Annotated in this window: 14 protein-coding genes; 7 read left to right on the plus strand and 7 right to left on the minus strand. The window is 70.4% G+C overall.

Going from position 1 to position 16,341, the window contains the following annotated elements; all coding sequences use genetic code 11:
* Positions 1 to 14: 14 nt before the first annotated feature.
* The 3 genes from ACGF5G_RS22750 to ACGF5G_RS22760 all read right to left on the minus strand — a co-directional run bounded on the left by ACGF5G_RS22750 (position 15) and on the right by ACGF5G_RS22760 (position 3,681).
* Complete coding sequence (locus ACGF5G_RS22750; RefSeq protein ID WP_393265790.1) at positions 15 to 1,052, minus strand: ABC transporter ATP-binding protein; 1,038 nt, start codon at positions 1,050 to 1,052, stop codon at positions 15 to 17.
* Positions 1,049 to 2,572: an ABC transporter permease gene (locus ACGF5G_RS22755; protein ID WP_393266050.1), complete on the minus strand. Its 1,524-nt coding sequence runs from the start codon at positions 2,570 to 2,572 to the stop codon at positions 1,049 to 1,051. Before ACGF5G_RS22755 ends, ACGF5G_RS22750 begins: the two co-directional genes overlap by 4 nt.
* A gap of 86 nt (positions 2,573 to 2,658) precedes the next feature.
* Complete coding sequence (locus ACGF5G_RS22760; protein WP_393265793.1) at positions 2,659 to 3,681, minus strand: iron ABC transporter substrate-binding protein; 1,023 nt, start codon at positions 3,679 to 3,681, stop codon at positions 2,659 to 2,661.
* Positions 3,682 to 3,848: 167 nt separating this feature from the next.
* Here ACGF5G_RS22760 and ACGF5G_RS22765 point away from each other — a divergent pair, with 167 nt between their 5' ends.
* The gene (locus ACGF5G_RS22765) at positions 3,849 to 6,524 is read left to right on the plus strand and encodes an AMP-binding protein (protein WP_393265795.1); all 2,676 of its coding nucleotides are present in this window, start codon (positions 3,849 to 3,851) and stop codon (positions 6,522 to 6,524) included.
* Here the strand turns inward: ACGF5G_RS22765 and ACGF5G_RS22770 are convergent.
* The 3 genes from ACGF5G_RS22770 to ACGF5G_RS22780 form a co-directional block, all read right to left on the minus strand.
* Positions 6,504 to 6,734, minus strand: coding sequence for a DUF6886 family protein (locus ACGF5G_RS22770; protein WP_393265797.1), 231 nt, complete (start codon positions 6,732 to 6,734; stop codon positions 6,504 to 6,506). The two genes, ACGF5G_RS22765 and ACGF5G_RS22770, sit on opposite strands and share 21 nt — an antisense overlap.
* Before the next feature lie 104 nt (positions 6,735 to 6,838).
* Positions 6,839 to 7,882, minus strand: coding sequence for a zinc-dependent alcohol dehydrogenase family protein (locus ACGF5G_RS22775; protein WP_393265799.1), 1,044 nt, complete (start codon positions 7,880 to 7,882; stop codon positions 6,839 to 6,841).
* Between the two features lie 35 nt (positions 7,883 to 7,917).
* A complete protein-coding gene (locus ACGF5G_RS22780; protein ID WP_393265802.1) occupies positions 7,918 to 9,246 on the minus strand; it encodes an MFS transporter in 1,329 nt (442 codons plus the stop codon).
* 95 nt (positions 9,247 to 9,341) lie between these two features.
* Here ACGF5G_RS22780 and ACGF5G_RS22785 point away from each other — a divergent pair, with 95 nt between their 5' ends.
* From ACGF5G_RS22785 to ACGF5G_RS22805, 5 genes are all read left to right on the plus strand, one after another.
* Positions 9,342 to 10,241, plus strand: coding sequence for a helix-turn-helix domain-containing protein (locus tag ACGF5G_RS22785; protein ID WP_393265803.1), 900 nt, complete (start codon positions 9,342 to 9,344; stop codon positions 10,239 to 10,241).
* 124 nt (positions 10,242 to 10,365) lie between these two features.
* On the plus strand, positions 10,366 to 11,190 hold the full coding sequence (locus ACGF5G_RS22790) for an ATP-grasp domain-containing protein (RefSeq protein WP_393265806.1): 825 nt from the start codon (positions 10,366 to 10,368) through the stop codon (positions 11,188 to 11,190).
* A gap of 289 nt (positions 11,191 to 11,479) precedes the next feature.
* Positions 11,480 to 12,592 carry a hypothetical protein gene (locus tag ACGF5G_RS22795; RefSeq protein ID WP_393265808.1) on the plus strand — a complete coding sequence of 371 codons (1,113 nt, stop codon included), beginning with the start codon at positions 11,480 to 11,482 and terminating at the stop codon, positions 12,590 to 12,592.
* A gap of 133 nt (positions 12,593 to 12,725) precedes the next feature.
* Positions 12,726 to 13,178, plus strand: coding sequence for a hypothetical protein (locus ACGF5G_RS22800; protein WP_393265809.1), 453 nt, complete (start codon positions 12,726 to 12,728; stop codon positions 13,176 to 13,178).
* Between the two features lie 168 nt (positions 13,179 to 13,346).
* Positions 13,347 to 13,934, plus strand: coding sequence for a hypothetical protein (locus ACGF5G_RS22805; protein ID WP_393265812.1), 588 nt, complete (start codon positions 13,347 to 13,349; stop codon positions 13,932 to 13,934).
* A gap of 139 nt (positions 13,935 to 14,073) precedes the next feature.
* Here ACGF5G_RS22805 and ACGF5G_RS22810 read toward each other — a convergent pair whose 3' ends face one another.
* On the minus strand, positions 14,074 to 15,273 hold the full coding sequence (locus ACGF5G_RS22810) for an FAD-dependent oxidoreductase (protein WP_393265814.1): 1,200 nt from the start codon (positions 15,271 to 15,273) through the stop codon (positions 14,074 to 14,076).
* Between the two features lie 90 nt (positions 15,274 to 15,363).
* On the opposite strand from ACGF5G_RS22810, the gene ACGF5G_RS22815 reads away from it, so the two are divergent.
* Positions 15,364 to 16,032, plus strand: a complete 669-nt coding sequence (locus tag ACGF5G_RS22815) for a TetR/AcrR family transcriptional regulator (RefSeq protein ID WP_393265817.1) — start codon at positions 15,364 to 15,366, stop codon at positions 16,030 to 16,032.
* The last annotated feature ends 309 nt before the right edge of the window (positions 16,033 to 16,341 follow it).

Raw genomic sequence — 16,341 nt, forward strand, 5'->3', positions numbered from 1 at the left:
AGTCCTGCGGGCGATCAGGACGTGGCGGGCTCCGGCAGCACGTAGACGCTTCCCTGGACGGTGAGGCGGACGTTGGTGCCCGAGGAGTAGTGGGTCGGCTGGCCGAGGATCCGTGCGGTGATCCGGGTGCCGTCGTCCAGTTGGACGTCGATGAGGGCGTCGTGGCCTTGGAACAGATGGTGGCGGACGGTCGCGGGTACCCCCGGTGCGTCGGCGTCGTTCAGCCGCAGCTGCTCCGGCCGGATCAGGACCGTGACGTCCCCGCGGTGTGGGCTGGAGAGCGGGAGGGTGCCGAGTCCGGATTCCGCAGTCCCGCCGCTGGCGGTGGCCCTGAGGAGGTTGGCATCGCCGATGAAGGTCGCCACCCACGGGTCCGCCGGGCTGCGGTAGAGGTCGGACGGGCTGGCCTCCTGCCGCACCCTGCCGTCGTGCATGACGACGACCTGGTCGGCGATGGAAAGGGCTTCGGCCTGGTCGTGCGTGACGAGGACGGCGGTGGCGTCGTCGGCGTGGAGCGCGGCGCGCAGGTCGGCGCGTAGTTCCGTGCGGAGGCTGGCGTCGAGCGCGGTGAACGGTTCGTCGAGCAGGATCAGCGGTGGACGTGGTGCCAGGGCTCGGGCGACGGCCACCCGCTGCTGTTGCCCGCCGGACAGCTGGTGGGGCATCCGCTTGCCGTACCCGGCGAGACCTACGAGGCCGAGCACCTCCTCGACGCGGCCGCTGCGCCGGGCGGCGCGGTCGAGGCCGTAGCCGACGTTGCCGGCCACGTCCATGTGCGGGAAGAGCGCGCCGTCCTGGGCGACCACAGCGACCCGTCGCCGGTGTGGGGCGACGTGCAGGCCCGGCCCGGCCACCGGCGTGTCACCGACACGGACCTCCCCGCCGTCGAGGCGCTCGAACCCGGCGATGCAGCGCAGCAGCGTGGTCTTGCCGCAGCCGGACGGGCCAAGCACCGCGGTCAGGGTGCCGGCCGCCACGGTCAGGTCGGCCGCGCGGAGTGCGTGGACCGCCCCGTAGCTCTTGCTGGCGCCTCGGACGGTGAGTGTGGTCATGGTCGGTCTTTCGGGTTGAGGGTGCGCCGGGCCAGGATCAGGGCGGGGCCGGTGGACAGCAGCACCAGCAGCGCCGCGTACGGTGCCCCGCCGGCGTAGGCGGCCACGGAGGTGTGCGTCCACAGCTCGGTGGCCAGGGTGTCGGTGTCGGTGGGGCGTAGCAGCAGCGTCGCCGGTAGTTCCTTCATGCAGGTCAGGAACACCAGTGCCGCGCCGGCGCCGATTCCGGGCAGGGTGAGTGGCACGGTGACGGTCCGCAGCACTGTCAGCGGCCCGCGTCCCAGTGACCGTGCGGCCTCCTCGAGGCTTGGCGGGGCCTGGGCGGCGGCTGTCGCGACGGCACCGACGGCGAGGGGGAGGAAGAGGGCGGCGTAGGCCAGCGCCAGCAGCCAGGTGGTCTGGTAGAGCGGGTACGCCACCTGGATGCCGAAGAACACCAGGGACAGGCCGATCACCAGCCCGGGCAGCGCGTGCGTGAGGTAGGTGAGCCGGTCGATGAGGATGGCCAGCGGTCCGGGAGCGCGGGCCGACAGCAGGCCGATCGGCAGGGCGAGGAGCATTGTCAGGGCGGTGCCGAGCGCGGACACGGTGAGGGAGTTGCCGGCAGCCGTGGCGATGTCCGTCAGCGACCCGGGCCGGGAGACGCCCTCGCCCATCCAGTGCAGCAGCGCTGCGGTGGGCACCGCGAAGCTCCCGGCGGCGACGGCGAGCAGCGCGAGGACGGCCGGGATCCGCCACGCGCCGAGTGGCAGCACGGCGGCCGGGCGGCGTACCCCGCTGCCGATCTTGGCGTAGCGTGCGTCGCGCCGCCGGGTCGCGAGTTCGGCGCCGAGGATGAGCAGCGTGACGGCCACCAGGGCGGTCGAGAGCACGAGCGCGCCCGTGCGGTCGAACCCGAGGTTGAACGAGGTGAAGACGGCGCTGGTGAAGGTCGTGACGCGCAGCATCGCGACCGCGCCGAAGTCCGACAGCACGTACAGCGCGACCAGGAGGCCACCGGCGACGAGCGCCGGGCGGATCTGGCGCAGCGTGACCCCGGTGAAGGTCTGCCACTGGTTGCGGCCCAGTGCCTGCGAAGCCTCCTCGACCGCGGGGTCGGTGCCGATCAGGGCGGCGGCGGTCGGCAGGTAGACGTACGGGTAGCAGCAGGACGTGAGCACGACGACGGCCGGCCAGAAACCGTAGAAGCCGTCCAGCATCGAGATCCAGCCGTAGCTGCCGACATAGGTGGGGATCGCGAGCGGTAGGGCCGCGAGCACCCCGAAGAACCGTCGGGCAGGCAGGTTCGTGCGGGTGACCAGCAGCGCGGCGCCGGCGCCGAGGATCAGGCAGGCGCCGGTGGTGACGGCAGTCAGGGCCAGGCTGGTCGCGGCCAGGCGCAGCAGCTCGGTGGTGAACAGTTCGGCGCGTACCCGGTCCCAGCCCGCCTCTGCGGTGCGTACGCCGAGGTAGACCAGCGGGATGAGCGCGACCGCGACGGCGGCTGTCGCGGTCGCGAGCAGTGCCGGGCGGGGCGCCAGTCGATGCCAACGGCGCCGCCACCGGTTGCGAGGGGAGGGCTGGGCGGGCGCGACCGGCTGCGCCCGCCCAGCCTGAGCGGTGGTGGTCAGGACGTCAGCCCCGAGGCCTGGATCATCTCGACCGACGCGGTCAGGGTGTCCAGATCGTTCAGGTCGATCTTCGGGGCGTGCAGGTCGGCCAGCGCGGGCAGGCCCGGGGCGGTCGGCACACCGGCGACCAGCGGGTACTCGAACGTCTTCGCCGCGAAGTAGGTCTGGCCCTCGGTGCCGAGCAGGTGGTCGACGAACGAGCGGACCTTGCTGTTTCCGGCGGAGCCGGACAGCACGCCGACGCCGGAGACGTTGAGCAGGCCCCCGGTGTCGCCGTCACGGAAGTAGTGAAGCTTCACCTTGAGCTGCTCCGGGCTGACCCCGAGTTCCTTGGCCTTCTCGAAGAGGTAGTAGTGGTTGACCAGGCCCGCGGCGAGCTTGCCGTCCTGAATCTCGCCGACGATCACGATGTTGTTGTCGCGGATCTGGGGGGAGTTGGCAGCGACGCCGGCCAGGAACTCGCGGGCCTTGTCGTCGCCGTGCTGCACCCGCAGAGCGGTGACGAACGACTGGAACGAGGCGTTGGTCGGGGCGACGCCGAGCTTGCCCTTCCACTTCGGGTCGGTCATCTCCAGCACGGTGGCCGGCAGGTCGGCCGGCTTGACCTGGTCGGCGTTGTACGCCAGGACCCGCAACCGGCCGGTGACCCCCACCCAGTGTCCGCTGCGCGACCGGTACGCCGCGGGAACCTTCTGCAACACCTCGTCGGGCAGCGCGGTCAGCAGTCCCGCCTTGCTCACGGCCCCCAGGGCCCCGGCGTCCTGCGAGAGGAACACGTCTGCCGGGGACTTGGCACCCTCCTCCTGCAACTGCGCGGCCATCTGCGCGGTCGTGCCGTAGCGCACATCGACGGTGATGCCCGTCTTCTTGGTGAACTCGTCGATCAGCGGCTGCACCAGCGACTGGGTGCGGCCGCTGTAGACCGTGATGTCCTTGTCCGGCTCGCCGCTGCACGCGGTGAGCCCGGTGGCGAGGGTGGCCGCGGCGACGAGTGCTGCCGCGGCGCGCAGGCTGAGCATGAAGGCTCCTAGCAGTAGGGCAGGTGTGCCTAACCTAATTTAGGGCACCCTGATTTCGTCTGGGCGGCACCCCGGCTCTCGGTGGAGTCGGCGCCGAGGGTGGGGTGGGGCAATCTGCGGATAGGTTAGGGTAGGCCACCCTAACTTAGTTCATCCTAAGGTGCGCCGTGTCCCTCCTCGTCGACCATCCACTCACCGCCCCGGGCGTGCCCTTCGCACGCGGCCTGGCGCGGCACGGTGACCGGCCTGCCCTGCTCACGCCCGCGGGAGCCGTGTCGTACCGTGACCTCGCCGACCGGGTCCGTGACCGAGCCGCGATGCTTGGCCCCGGACGTCGTCTCGTCCTGCTGGCGGGAGCCAACCAGGTCGACACGATCGTCACCTACCTCGCCGCGCTCGCCGCCGGTCACCCGCTGCTGTTGGCGCCGGCGGACAATCCCGCCGCGCTCGCACGGCTGACGGCGACCTACGACCCCGACGTCACGTTCACGGACGACCACGCACACCCGAGCCAGTGCCGCCGGCGCAGCGCCCACGACCTGCACCCCGATCTGGCGCTGCTGCTCAGTACCTCCGGTTCGACCGGGTCGCCGCGCCTGGTCCGCCTGTCCCACGACAACCTGCAGGCGAACGCGGAGTCGATCGCGGACTACCTGGGGATCACGTCGGCGGATCGGCCGGTCACGACCCTGCCGATGCACTACTGCTACGGACTCTCCGTGATCAACAGTCACCTGCTGCGCGGTGCCTGCCTGATCCTCAACGACCTGTCGGTGGCCGATGCCGCCTTCTGGCAGCGGGTGCGCGACACGGGTGCCACCAGCTTCGCCGGCGTCCCGTACACCTTCGACCTGCTCGACCGGGTCGGCTTCGCCGACATGACCCTGCCCACGCTGCGCTACGTGACCCAGGCCGGCGGACGACTCGCGCCCGAGCGCGTACGCCGCTACGCGGAACTCGGCCGCAGCAAGGGCTTCGACCTGGTCGTCATGTACGGCCAGACCGAGGCCACTGCCCGCATCGCCTACCTGCCCCCGGACCTGGCGGAGCGGCACCCGCACACCATCGGTGTCGCCGTGCCCGGTGGAAGCCTCCACCTGCATCCCCTGCCCGACGACGAGGGTGCCCCGGACACCGGAGAACTGGTGTACCGCGGCCGCAACGTCATGCTCGGCTACGCCGAGCGCCCCGCCGACCTCGGCCGTGGCCGCACCATCACCGAGCTGCGCACCGGCGACATCGCTCGCCGCACACCCGAGGGCCTCTACGAGATCGTCGGCCGCCGCACGGACTTCCTCAAGATCTTCGGTCTCCGGCTCGACCTACGGCAGATCGAAACCATGCTGCGGACGAACGGGTACGCCGCCTTCGTCACCGGCGACGACGAACGGCTGCTGATCGCCGTCGAGGGCGACGCCGACCGCGACCACCTGCACACCCTCGTCAGCCGCCACCACGGGCTGCCGCGCCACGTCGTGGACGTCCACCTGTTCGACCGCCTGCCCCGGCTCGCATCGGGCAAACCCGACTACCCGGCCATCCGAGCTCTCGCCGCGACCCCGCCGCAGCCCACTCCGGCAGCCGCTTCTCCGGACCTGACCGCGCTGTTCGCGGAGGTCCTCGGTCGGAAGGAGGCCACCGCCGAACACAGCTTCGTGGACCTGGGCGGCGACTCCCTGTCGTACGTCGAGATGTCGATCCGCCTCGAGCAGGCCCTCGGCCACCTGCCACCGAACTGGCACACCACACCGATCCGTGACCTGCGGCCCGCGCCCGCCCCTCCGCCGACGCCGGCTCAGAAGGAGGGGCCGACTCCGGCCGTGCCTGATAGCCGGCGCAGTTCGCGCAGTCGCCTCGACACCACCGTGGCGCTGCGCGCCATCGCCATCGTCCTCATCGTCGGCAGCCACATCCAGGTGTACGACCTGCCCGGCGGCGCGCACCTCCTCCTCGGGGTGGCCGGCTACAACTTCGCCCGATTCCAGCTCACGGCGGCGCCACGACGCCAACGCATCGCCAAGCTCGCCCGCAGCACCTCCCGCATCGTGCTGGCCGCCACGACCTGGATCGGCGCGATGTACCTGCTCACCGACGACTACACCCTCGGCAGCGTCTTCCTCGCCGGGTACCTCACCGCGCCCGCGGACGGCACGAACTACTGGTGGCACTTCTGGTTCATCGAGGCGCTGGTCTACTACCTGCTCATCCTTCTCGCCGCGCTCAGCCTGCCGTTCGTCGACCGGCTGGAACGCCGCCGCCCGTTCGCTCTGCCGCTGACGCTGGCCGCTCTCGGGCTCATCTCGCGTTACCAACTCGTGCCCGACGTGGAACTGCCCACCCCGGTCGTCGTGTTCTGGCTGTTCGCCCTCGGTTGGGCGGCGGCCAAGGCCTCCACCGCCGGCCAGAAACTGTGCGTGACGCTCGCGATCGTCGCGACCGTGCCGACGTTCTTCGGGGACCCCGGGCGCGAGGCCGTCATCATCGGCGGCCTGCTCCTCATGATCTGGGTGGCCGACCTCCCCAGCCTGCCCCTGCTCAACCGGGCCGCCGCGGCCCTGGCCGCGAGTTCGATCTACATCTACCTCACCCACTGGCAGATCTTCCGGCCCGTCGATGACATCTCGCTGCTCCTGGCGCTGCTGGCCAGCCTGGCGTTCGGCGTCGCGTACGCCATGCTCGTCCCTCGCCTGGCCGGCAAGGCGGGGACCGTGGCGGTGCGGTGGTACACCCGAGCCGCTCACCGCGTCTCGCAGCGCCGATCGTCGCCGCCGGGTTCATCGGCACGTCCCCGCCGATCCGGCAGGCGTCTTCCCGGTACGCACCTAGACGTTCAGGACGCGTAGCTGGATGCCGGCCTCGGCATGGCAGTCGAGGAGGTCGCCTACGGGCTCGGGCGGACCGAGTGGCTCGATCGGCTCGACCGCGACGTGGGCACGGGGTTCAGGGACACCGAAGGGCCGGAACCGATCGGCCGGCAGCCGGTAGGCGAACAGCGGGCCGTTCGCATCGCGTCCAGCCAGCCGTACTCGATGGCACGGACGCGGTCGCCGCATCCCGCGCCGACGATGCTGGCGCGGTCGGTCTCCGTGGTGCCTGTGCGTGAAGGCCCCGACCTCGTGCCGTTACGTCGGCAGCGAGGGCGGGGCCGTGCACGGGGTCAGGGCTTGATGAGGACCTTGAGGCTCTTGCGGTCGTCCATGTCCTGGTAGCCGGCGGGCACGCCGTCGAGGTCGGTGGTGGCGTCGAACACCTTGCCGGGCTCGATGGTGCCGTCGAGGATGTCGGGCATCAGCTCCTCGATGTACGCGCGCACGGGAGCGGGGCCGCCGGCGAGGATGAGGTTGTGGCGGAAGAGGCTGCCGAAGCCGATGGGCGCGTTCTCGTACTGGGGGACGCCGACGCGGCTGATCACGCCGCCGGGGCGGACGACGCCGACGGCCTGCTCGTAGGCGGACATGTGGCCGACGGCTTCGAGCACGGCGTCGGTGCCGTGGCCGCCGGTCAGTTCCCGGACCTTGGCGATGCCCTCGTCGCCGCGCTCGGTAACCACGTCGGTGGCGCCGAATTCGGTGCCCAGGTCGGTGCGGGCCTGGTGGCGGCCCATGAGGATGATCTGCTCGGCGCCGAGGCGCTTGGCCGACAGCACGGCCAGGAGCCCGACGGCGCCGTCGCCGACGACGGTGACGGAGCTGCCCTTGCGCACGCCGCCCTTGATGGCGGCGTGGTAGCCGGTGCCGAGGACGTCGGCGAGGGTGAGCAGCGACGGGATGAGCGCGGAGTCCGCGGCGACGGGCAGCTTGACGAGGGTGCCGTCGGCGAGGGGGATACGGATCGCTTCGGCCTGCCCGCCTTCGTCGGGGATGCCGTCCAAGAAGTTGGCCTGGGGGTGGGAGCAGGAGGTCTGCAGGTTCTCGCGGCAGAACTGGCAGGTGTTGTCGGAGATGGCGAACGGGGCGACGACCAGGTCACCGCGCTTGAGGGTGGTCACCTCCGAGCCGGTGTCCTCGACGATGCCGATCAGTTCGTGTCCCATCCGGGCCGGGCCGGTTTCACGGGACATCGAGTGGTACGGGTGCAGGTCGCTGCCGCAGATACAGGACGCCGTGATCCGCACCAGCGCGTCGGTGGGCAGCTTGATCGTGGAGTCCGGCACGTTCTCGACGCGGACGTCGCCGGCACCGTACATGAGCGTTGCGCGCATGGTCTTCCTCTTCCTTCGATGTGTTGTGGGGGTTGTCAGACGGCGGCGTAGGTCTCGACCGCTGCGCTGGTTGTCGTGGCGTCGCCCGATCTGGGCGGACTCGCGGCGCGGCGGCGCGCGATGAGGGCCAACGCCACCGCGGGGACCACCGCCAGGACGACGATGGCCGCGCCGACGGCGGCGGGCCCGGTGGCGCCGAGCGTGGAGGCCAGCGCCAGGCCCGCGATCCAGGAGCCGACGGCGGTACCGGCATTGAACGCCGACACGGTCAGCGAGGACGCCAGCGTGGGCGCCCGCCCGGCGAAACGCACGGCCAGTGCGATCAGCACCGGGTTCGCGCCCAGCCCGAAGAACCCGAGCAGCACGACCACACCCGCTGTCAGCCACGGCATTCCCGATGCCAGGCAGATCATCCCAAGCAGGATCGCGGTGACGACGGGCGCCACGAGCGTGACCACGTGCGGGTGAGCGTCGCCGAGACGGCCGGCGACCAGTGACCCCACCAGGGCGCCGACGCCGAACCCGACCAGCGCCAACGGCACCAGCCGTGCCGGAACACCGGCCTGGTCGGTGAGCAACGGCGCGATGTAGGAGTACGCGGCAAGCACACCACCGGTGGTCGCCGCGCAGCCGGCAAGGGCCAGCCACAGCCGCCCGGAACGCAGCCCGGACAGTTCGGAACGCACCGACGCCGACTGGGCCCGTCCCTTCTCGTGGGGGACGTGACGGGAAATCAGCGCGGTGGCGGCCAGCGCCAGGACGGCGAGCGCCCAGAACGTGCCCCGCCACCCGATGAGCTGGCCGGCGAACGCGCCGAGCGGGACGCCCAGCGCCGTGGCGAGCATGCCTCCGGCGTTCACCAGACCCATGGCCCGCGCTCCGCGCGCCGGCCCGGCGACGCGGGTCGCGACCACGGCGGACAGGGCCCAGAACGCGCCCGTGGCGAACGCGGTGATCAACCGCGCCAGCAGAAGCACCGCGAAGCTGTCACCGAGTGCCACCACGAGATGGCCGATCGCGAACACCGCCAGCGCGAGGATGAGGGCCACGCGTTGCGGCAGCCGCAGCGTGAGCATCGCCATCAGCGGCGCACCGATGATCATCCCGATCGCGAACACCGTGATCAGCAGACCCGCGTGGGCGACACTGACCTGCAGGTCACCTGCGATCTCCGGCAACACACCTGCCACGATGAACTCGGTCGTGCCCATCAGGAACGTCCCCAGAGCGAGGACGTAGATCAACATGGGCAGCGCAGCGGAACGGGCCGCGCTCGCGCCGGACCGGGAACCGCCGTTCAGGGGAGTGGCTTCTCCCTGCATGCATGAACTCCTGTGCAGCTTCGGAAACGTCTTCGCATCCATTTGAGCGCCGCACCGGGGGCGTGAGAAAGGTGGCGTTCATAGGGGGTACAAGCTCTCCCCCCTCTGCCAGGTTCATTCGGGCTTACCGTGGGAACATGCCCGACCCGGCCGACCATCGCACCACCATTCGTGACTTCCTGACCAGCCGCCGCGCCAAGATCAGCCCCGAGCAGGCCGGGCTGCCCGCCGGTGTCCGGCGCCGTGTGCCCGGCCTGCGGCGGGAAGAGGTCGCCGTCCTCGCCGGCGTCAGCACCGAGTGGTACACAAGACTGGAGAAGGGCCACATCAGCGGAATCTCCGAAGACGTTCTCGACGCCGTGGCCCGAGCACTGCACCTCGACGACGAAGAACGCACCTACCTGTTCGACCTGGCCCACGCCGCCCGGCCGAAAGCCCGCCGAAATCCCCGACGCACCGAGGTGAAGGTCGAACCCCACCTGCAGTGGCTGATCGATTCCATCACGATGTCGGCAGCATTCCTGCGCAACGGACGTCTCGACGTGGTCGCCAGCAACGCGCTCGCCCGTGCACTGCACGCACCCATGTTCACCAGCGACACCACCACAGCCAACGGCAGAGCGAACTTCGCCCGCTACCATTTCCTCGACCCGGCATCACAAGACTTCTTCGCAGACTGGGAGGCCGGCGCCGCCTCGACCGTCGCCCTGCTGCGCGCCGAGGCGGGTCGAAACCCCGAAGACCGGCTACTGCGGGAACTCGTCGGCGAGCTCTGCACCCTCAGCACCGAATTCCGGAAGATGTGGGCATCACACGACATCCGCATCCGGCACGAAGGAGTCAAACGTCTGCAGCACCCTGTCGTCGGCGCGCTGGAGTTGACCTATCAGCCCCTCGCGCTGCCGACACCATCGCGCGCCGTCCACGAACTGACTGTGTACACCGCCGAACCCGGAACCATCCACGAAGAGCGGCTGAAGATCCTCGCCACCTGGTCGGCGACGGCCATCGTAGAAGCCGCCCAACGCTCTGACTGACGACGTAGAACTCCGGCCACAAGGGCGCCGGAGAGGGATCCGTTCTCTGGCCACAACCCTCCCAGCGGGTGCGGCGAGGATAATCAGGCGACGGCAACGTGGCGGGTCCTCAGAATCGTCAGTCATGACCATCGCCGTCCCGGTCGGTGACTTCCTGGTGCTGCCGCCGCGCCTCGACAGGACCGCCGAGCTGCTTGCTGAATCGGCCCGGCGACGGGGCCTGGCAGTGGAGCAACTGCCCCACCCGTCAGTACCAGCTCAGCTGCGGCGGGCCTGGGGCGGGCACCTCTACGGAGGACCGGCCTTCGCCGCTGCCGTCGCCGCGGACCTCGACCTGGCGATGCTCGAACCGGCCGACGACTGGCTGGCGCAGCTGCCGTACGAGTACACCCGCCGCGACATCACCCTCACCACTCTCGGCGACGCACGCTGGTCCCGTACGCCAATGTTCGTCAAGCCGCCCCGAGACAAGACCCTGACGGCCGGCGTCTACGCCGACGGCTCCCGCCTGCCCCGTGCCGAGCGCCACCCCGCCGACACTCCGGTGCTGGTCAGCGAGATCGTGACGTTCCTGGTGGAGTATCGGTTGTTCGTCCTCGACGCCGCAGTGCACGCCGCCAGCCGCTACGCCACCAACGGCCGGCTCGACCCGGCTCCCCTCGCCGCCTGCCCACACCGCGCCGCCGTGCTCGACTTCGCCGTCAGCCTGCTCGACGCCTGCGCTGACAGCCTGCCCAGCGCCGTCGTTGTCGACGTCGGCCTCGCCAGCAACGCCGACCGCGGCGACGAACACTGGGCCGTGGTGGAGGCGAACATGGCCTGGTTCAGCACAAGCTACGCCGCCAACCCCGACCAGGTCCTCGACGTGGTGCTTCGGGCGGCCGGACCACGCCACCGCCTGGCTCCCCGCGACCACGCGTTCACAAGACCGCCCACCCTCTTCGGATAGCAGCTCCACGATGACCGACGTTGCCAACAACGCCCGCCTCGACGCCAGCCGAGACGTCACCACGGAGGAGGCACCCGGACAGCGCCTCGGGCAGTGCCGAACGCCCGGCAGGGCGCACCCGCTCGGCGGCACAAGCGGATGGGCCGACTCGCGCGGCCACGGCGGGCCGACCCCGCCACCGCAGGCCCGACCCTGGTGCTGTGTCCCGCGTCGCTGCTCGTAACGACCTGCGGCCGCGTTCGGCGGTGATCTGTGGTCCGTCGTCCAGTGCCTCAGCACCAGCAGGAGCATGTTCTCCGTCGCGGGCCTCCCGGCCGCAATTGGATTGTTCGACGAGGGCGTACGGGTGACCATGGTCGGCATGGTGGGGGGATCGGTGGTGAGATCGCCGTTTCAGGGCGGGCTACCGCCGGTGGACGCGGTGGTTGGCGCCGTGGTGGAGATCGCCTGTGACGAGTCCGGATTCTCGGGCACCAATCTGCTCCGTTCGACCACCCCGGTGATCACGCACGCGAGTGTCGACCTGGGCGCGGACGAGGCCATCGGGCTGATCACAGCGCTGCGGTCCGGGTTCCGGTTCTCGCCGCACGAGTTCAAGTCCGGGCAGTTCCTTCGCGGCCCGGGCGCGGGTGAAGCGCTGGAGTGGTTCCTGGCGGCGCTGAAGGGCCGCGCGCACGTCCATCTGGTCGACAAGGAGTTCTTCCTCGTAACCCGCATCGTCGACCTGCTGCTGACCGAGCCGTCGTACGCGGCCGGTACCCGCCTGACTCAGGGCGACCGTCCGGCCGCTCTCGCCCTGTACCGGGCCAGGCGCTCAGCCGGAAGCGACTGGGGTGTCTTCCTGGCAGCCTTCGTCGACCTGGTCCGGATCAAACGGCGGCGTCCGGATCGCCGGACCGTGGAGCGGTTCTTCCAGGCCCGGGATGCGCTGGTACGACACGGGCTCGGCACACCGGCCGATGCTGTCCTCAACGGGCTCAGTCCGAGCCACGTGTGGGCGGTGGTGACCAGGCTCGACAACGACGACCGGTCGATCCCGCCGCCGCTGGAACCGATGCTGCCGGCGCTGGCGGAAACGGTCTTGTCCTGGAGCGCCGGACGGCGGCAGGTGCTGGTGATCCACGATGAGCAGAGCGCCCTCACGGCCGACCGGTTGACCCGCCTCCAGCAGGTGCTGGCCAACGGCGGCGGACCGTCGGCGGCAGACGCCGAGAAGGCTGGGGCGTTGCCGGCCGGCGTATCGCCCCTGGCCGGGCTGGTGATGGTCGACTCCCGCGACGATCCGCGGGTCCAGGTCGCCGACCTCCTCGCTGGGGTAGCCCGGCGGTTGCCGGCGATCATCAACCCCGCTCTACTTCAGCCGCTGCTCTCTCCGACCTCACTGCACGATCCCGAAGGATGACACGACGACGAGTGGCACGTCGGTGCACGGTGGTGAGATCGCTGGGACACGATCCTGTCGTACCCGGACGGCATGATGCTGGCGTAGCGATCGCGACGGCTCCCGCCGTCGGCGCGAGGAGAGGACGAGTGGGATGAGGGCCGGACCGCCGCGCTGTCTCGCCATCGATCATGACGACTATCATGCCGAGCATGTGGGGCGCACCGCTGACGGCAGGCAGTTCTTCCTCACCACTCCCTTCGAACCAGCCCTCCGAGGCGACGACGACGGTCAGGAGTTTGTCGCTCTGTACCTCTTCGACTCCGAGGGCCGGTTCCTGGAGGCCAGGATCGACGCCTTCGGTCCCAGAGCCCGGATGGACCGTATGGCGCGGCGGGCGGCATGTGACGCTCGGCTGAAGGAGCTTGGAGAGGTTACGTTCACCCGTATCGAGGTCGAGCCCTTCGCGATCGATCGGTTCGGTACAACCTTCGGCCTGATTCCCCGGGAGCCGGAGGACGACGACGACACGTGGTGGGTCACCGTCGAGCCCGGCGACTACATGGCCTTTACTGAGCCATGGGACAGCGGCGAGTACGACACCTGAGGTCCGTTCGGCGGGTGCACACGATTCGGCACGCTCGTGGTTCGTACTGCTGGGCTCGCGACCTTGCCTTGCTCGGCCGCCTGTAGATGGTCAGGGTCGACTTCTGCGGGGGTTCTCAGGGTCGCGGGCGGGGGTTCCGCCGGAGGCACCATGATCCGGTGCGCGACCATGATCTTCAGCATGACGAAGGCAGCGAAGTTCGCTCTGATCGCCGGGCCGCTCGCGTTGGGCGGCTACGGCGTGGCCCGTATCGTCGGCAGACTCGACAACATGTACGGGCCGGGGTTCGACTGGCAACTCGCCCATTTCCTCGGCTTGGCCGGCTTCCTCCTGTTCGTGCCGCTGGTCCTGGGGCTGCGGACGCTACTGCCCGCCGGGGCGGTGCGCGAAGTGGTGGTCGGCGCGACTCTGCTCGGTCTGGCGGCATCCGTGGTCCAGTTCGGAGCAGACATCGTGCAGGCATTCATGGCTGCCGACAAGGAAGAGCTGCGGAGCCTGCAGCACGACTTCTCCGGCCTACCCGGCGTGCGACCCGCAATCTACGACGTCGGGCCACTGTTCTTCTTCGTCGGGATCGTGGCGGTCGCCGTGCTGGCCGCCAGGGCGGGCCGGCTGCCGTGGTGGAGCCCGGTGGTCATGCTCGTCGGGGTGCTGCTGCCGCCGGTGAACTTGGATCTGATGCCGTTGGCCGGGCTGTTGATGCTGGTGGCACTGCTGCCGCTGGGGCGTTCGCCTCGGCAGGTATCGGCGGGCTGAGCCCGCAGAGCTCTTGGCTGTGAGCGTATCGACCGCCCCGAACCCCTGACACGTCCGACGACCACCACGCCAGCCGACCTTTTGCCCCGAGAGTCCGTCCCTGCGGATCGCGTCTCCATCCGTCTGTCGGAACGGTGGGTCAACGCACGTGTTCGGGGCGTACGCCGATGCCGACCAGCCGGGCGGGGAGGGCTTGCAGTGCCGGGAACCGGTTCGCCAGGCGTATCGGTGCCGGGGCGTCGATCCGGCCGGTGGCGTGCAGCAGCGGGTCGACGACGCGCCGCTGCGCGGCGCGCTGGAGGTTCTGCGTCAGCACCGTCGGGAGGTGCCGGCGCCTCTGCACCGCGGCGAGGTCGGCTTCGGTGACCGGCTGCCCGGCGGCGAGGCTAGGGCCCAGCATCCGGGCGGTGGCCGCGGCGTCCTGCACCGCCAGGTTGATGCCGACGCCGCCGATCGGGGACATGGCGTGTGCGGCGTCGCCGATGAGCAGCGTGCCGGGCGCGTGCCAGCGCTGCAGCCGGTTGACCTTCACCGTCAGCAGTTTGACGTCGTCCCAGGTGGCGAGTTCACCGACTCGGTCGGCGAGGACGGGGTGCCGCCGGGTCACCTGTTCCCGCAGCGCCTCCAGCCCGGCCGTGCGGATCTCGTCGTAGCCGCCCTTGGCGATGACGTACGCGCACTGGTAGTAGTCGCCGCGGTCGATGGCGAGCATCAGCCCGCCGGCGCCGACCCGCATTGTCAGGCCGTCGCCGTCGCCTGCGCGGCGTGAGATCCGGAACCACAGCACGTCCATGGGTGCGCCGTAGTCGACCGGCCGCAGGCCGAGTTTCCGGCGTACCACCGAATCACGGCCGTCGCAGGCGACAGTGAGCGACGCCTCGATCTCCAGTTCGCCCTCCGGGCTCACGGCGCGCACGCCGGTGACGGCGCCTGACGGGTCGCGGAGCAGGCCCGTCACGGTGGTGGAGCGAAGCAGCGTGAAGGTGGGGAACCTCGCCGCCTCGGTGGCGAGCATCTCCAGGAAGTCCCACTGGGGGACGAAGTACAGGTAGTTGTGTGGCGTCGGCAGGCGCGTGAAGTCCGCGACGGCGTAGGTGCCGTCGTCGAAGGTGACGCGCAACGCGCCGGCCTTGCGCCCGGGCAGCACCGCCATCCGTTCGCCGAGCCCGATCTCGTCGAGCATGTTCAGTGTGGAGGGATGCACCGTGTCGCCGCGGAAGTCCCGGAGGAAGTCGGCGTGCTTCTCCAGCACGGTGACCTGCACTCCCTGCCGGGCGAGCAGCAGCCCCAGGACGAGCCCCGCGGGCCCGCCGCCGACGACGCAGACAGTGGCCTTCATGGTTGCCTCCAATCGCAACTCGTGTTGCCTTTTGAGTTTGCCGAGTGGGATGGTGTAACGCAACAGCCGGTGCGTCAAAGGAGGTGTCCGATGTCTGTCGGCCAGCGTCCGGGCGGGCGCAGCGCCCGCGTCCGGGCGGCGGTCCTCACGGCCGCCCGTGGCCTCCTCGCCGACGGGTACGCCGAACTGACCGTCGAACGGATCGCCCAGGCGGCCGGCGTCAACAAGACGTCGGTCTACCGCCGGTGGACCGACCTGGAAGGCGTCCTCGGCGACCTGCTCAGCGAGTACGCCAGTGAGGTCGTCCCGATCCCGGACACCGGCGACCTCGACACCGACCTCGAGGAACTGGCGTTGCTGATCCGGCGCGGCATGGCCGGCGAACCCGGTGAGCTGATCACGGCCCTTGCCGCGGCCGCGCCCCGCAACCCGCGCGCCGCGCAGATCGTCCGCGGCTTCTTCGCCGAACGGTTCGGCCTGGCCGAGGCCGTCGTCGACCACGCCGTCGCCCGCGGCGAACTGGCTGATGGCACCGATGCCCGGGCCGCGATCGAGATCCTGGGCGCGCCCTTCTTCCTGCGGCTGCTCGTCATCGACGAACCCATCGACGAGGAGTTCGCCCGGCGTACCGCCGCCGCGGCCGCCGCAGCCCTCCGCGCCGGCGTCTTCGGTCCGGCGCGAGAACCTCGTCCCGCCATGGGCGCGAGTGCAGTGCCTCCCGCCAGCCGTCCCGGTCGGCAGCCCGGTCCCCGTCGGTGACGACCTCGACATGCACGTCGAACCGCGAGGCAAGAGCCCCGGTTGTGACGGTGCCGTGGGAGCCGGGGTTGTGGCCGGCGACAACGTGGAAAGCAGCATGTGGGGCGAGGCGTTGGGGTCGGCATACTTGGCCGGTGTTCGACTTCGGGATCGCCGGGCATCAGCCGTGTTGGCTGCCCGGCGCGGGCAGCGGCTTGAGGCGGTCGAGCTTCTCGAATGGGCTGGCGATACCTGGTCTCCTCGCGATGCGAGAAGCGATCCGCCGATCCTGCTACCCCAGGCCATGGACGTACTCCGATTCCGCTCCAA

It is taken from the genome of Micromonospora sp. NPDC047730 (assembly GCF_043204765.1).
Classification (GTDB): domain Bacteria; phylum Actinomycetota; class Actinomycetes; order Mycobacteriales; family Micromonosporaceae; genus Micromonospora.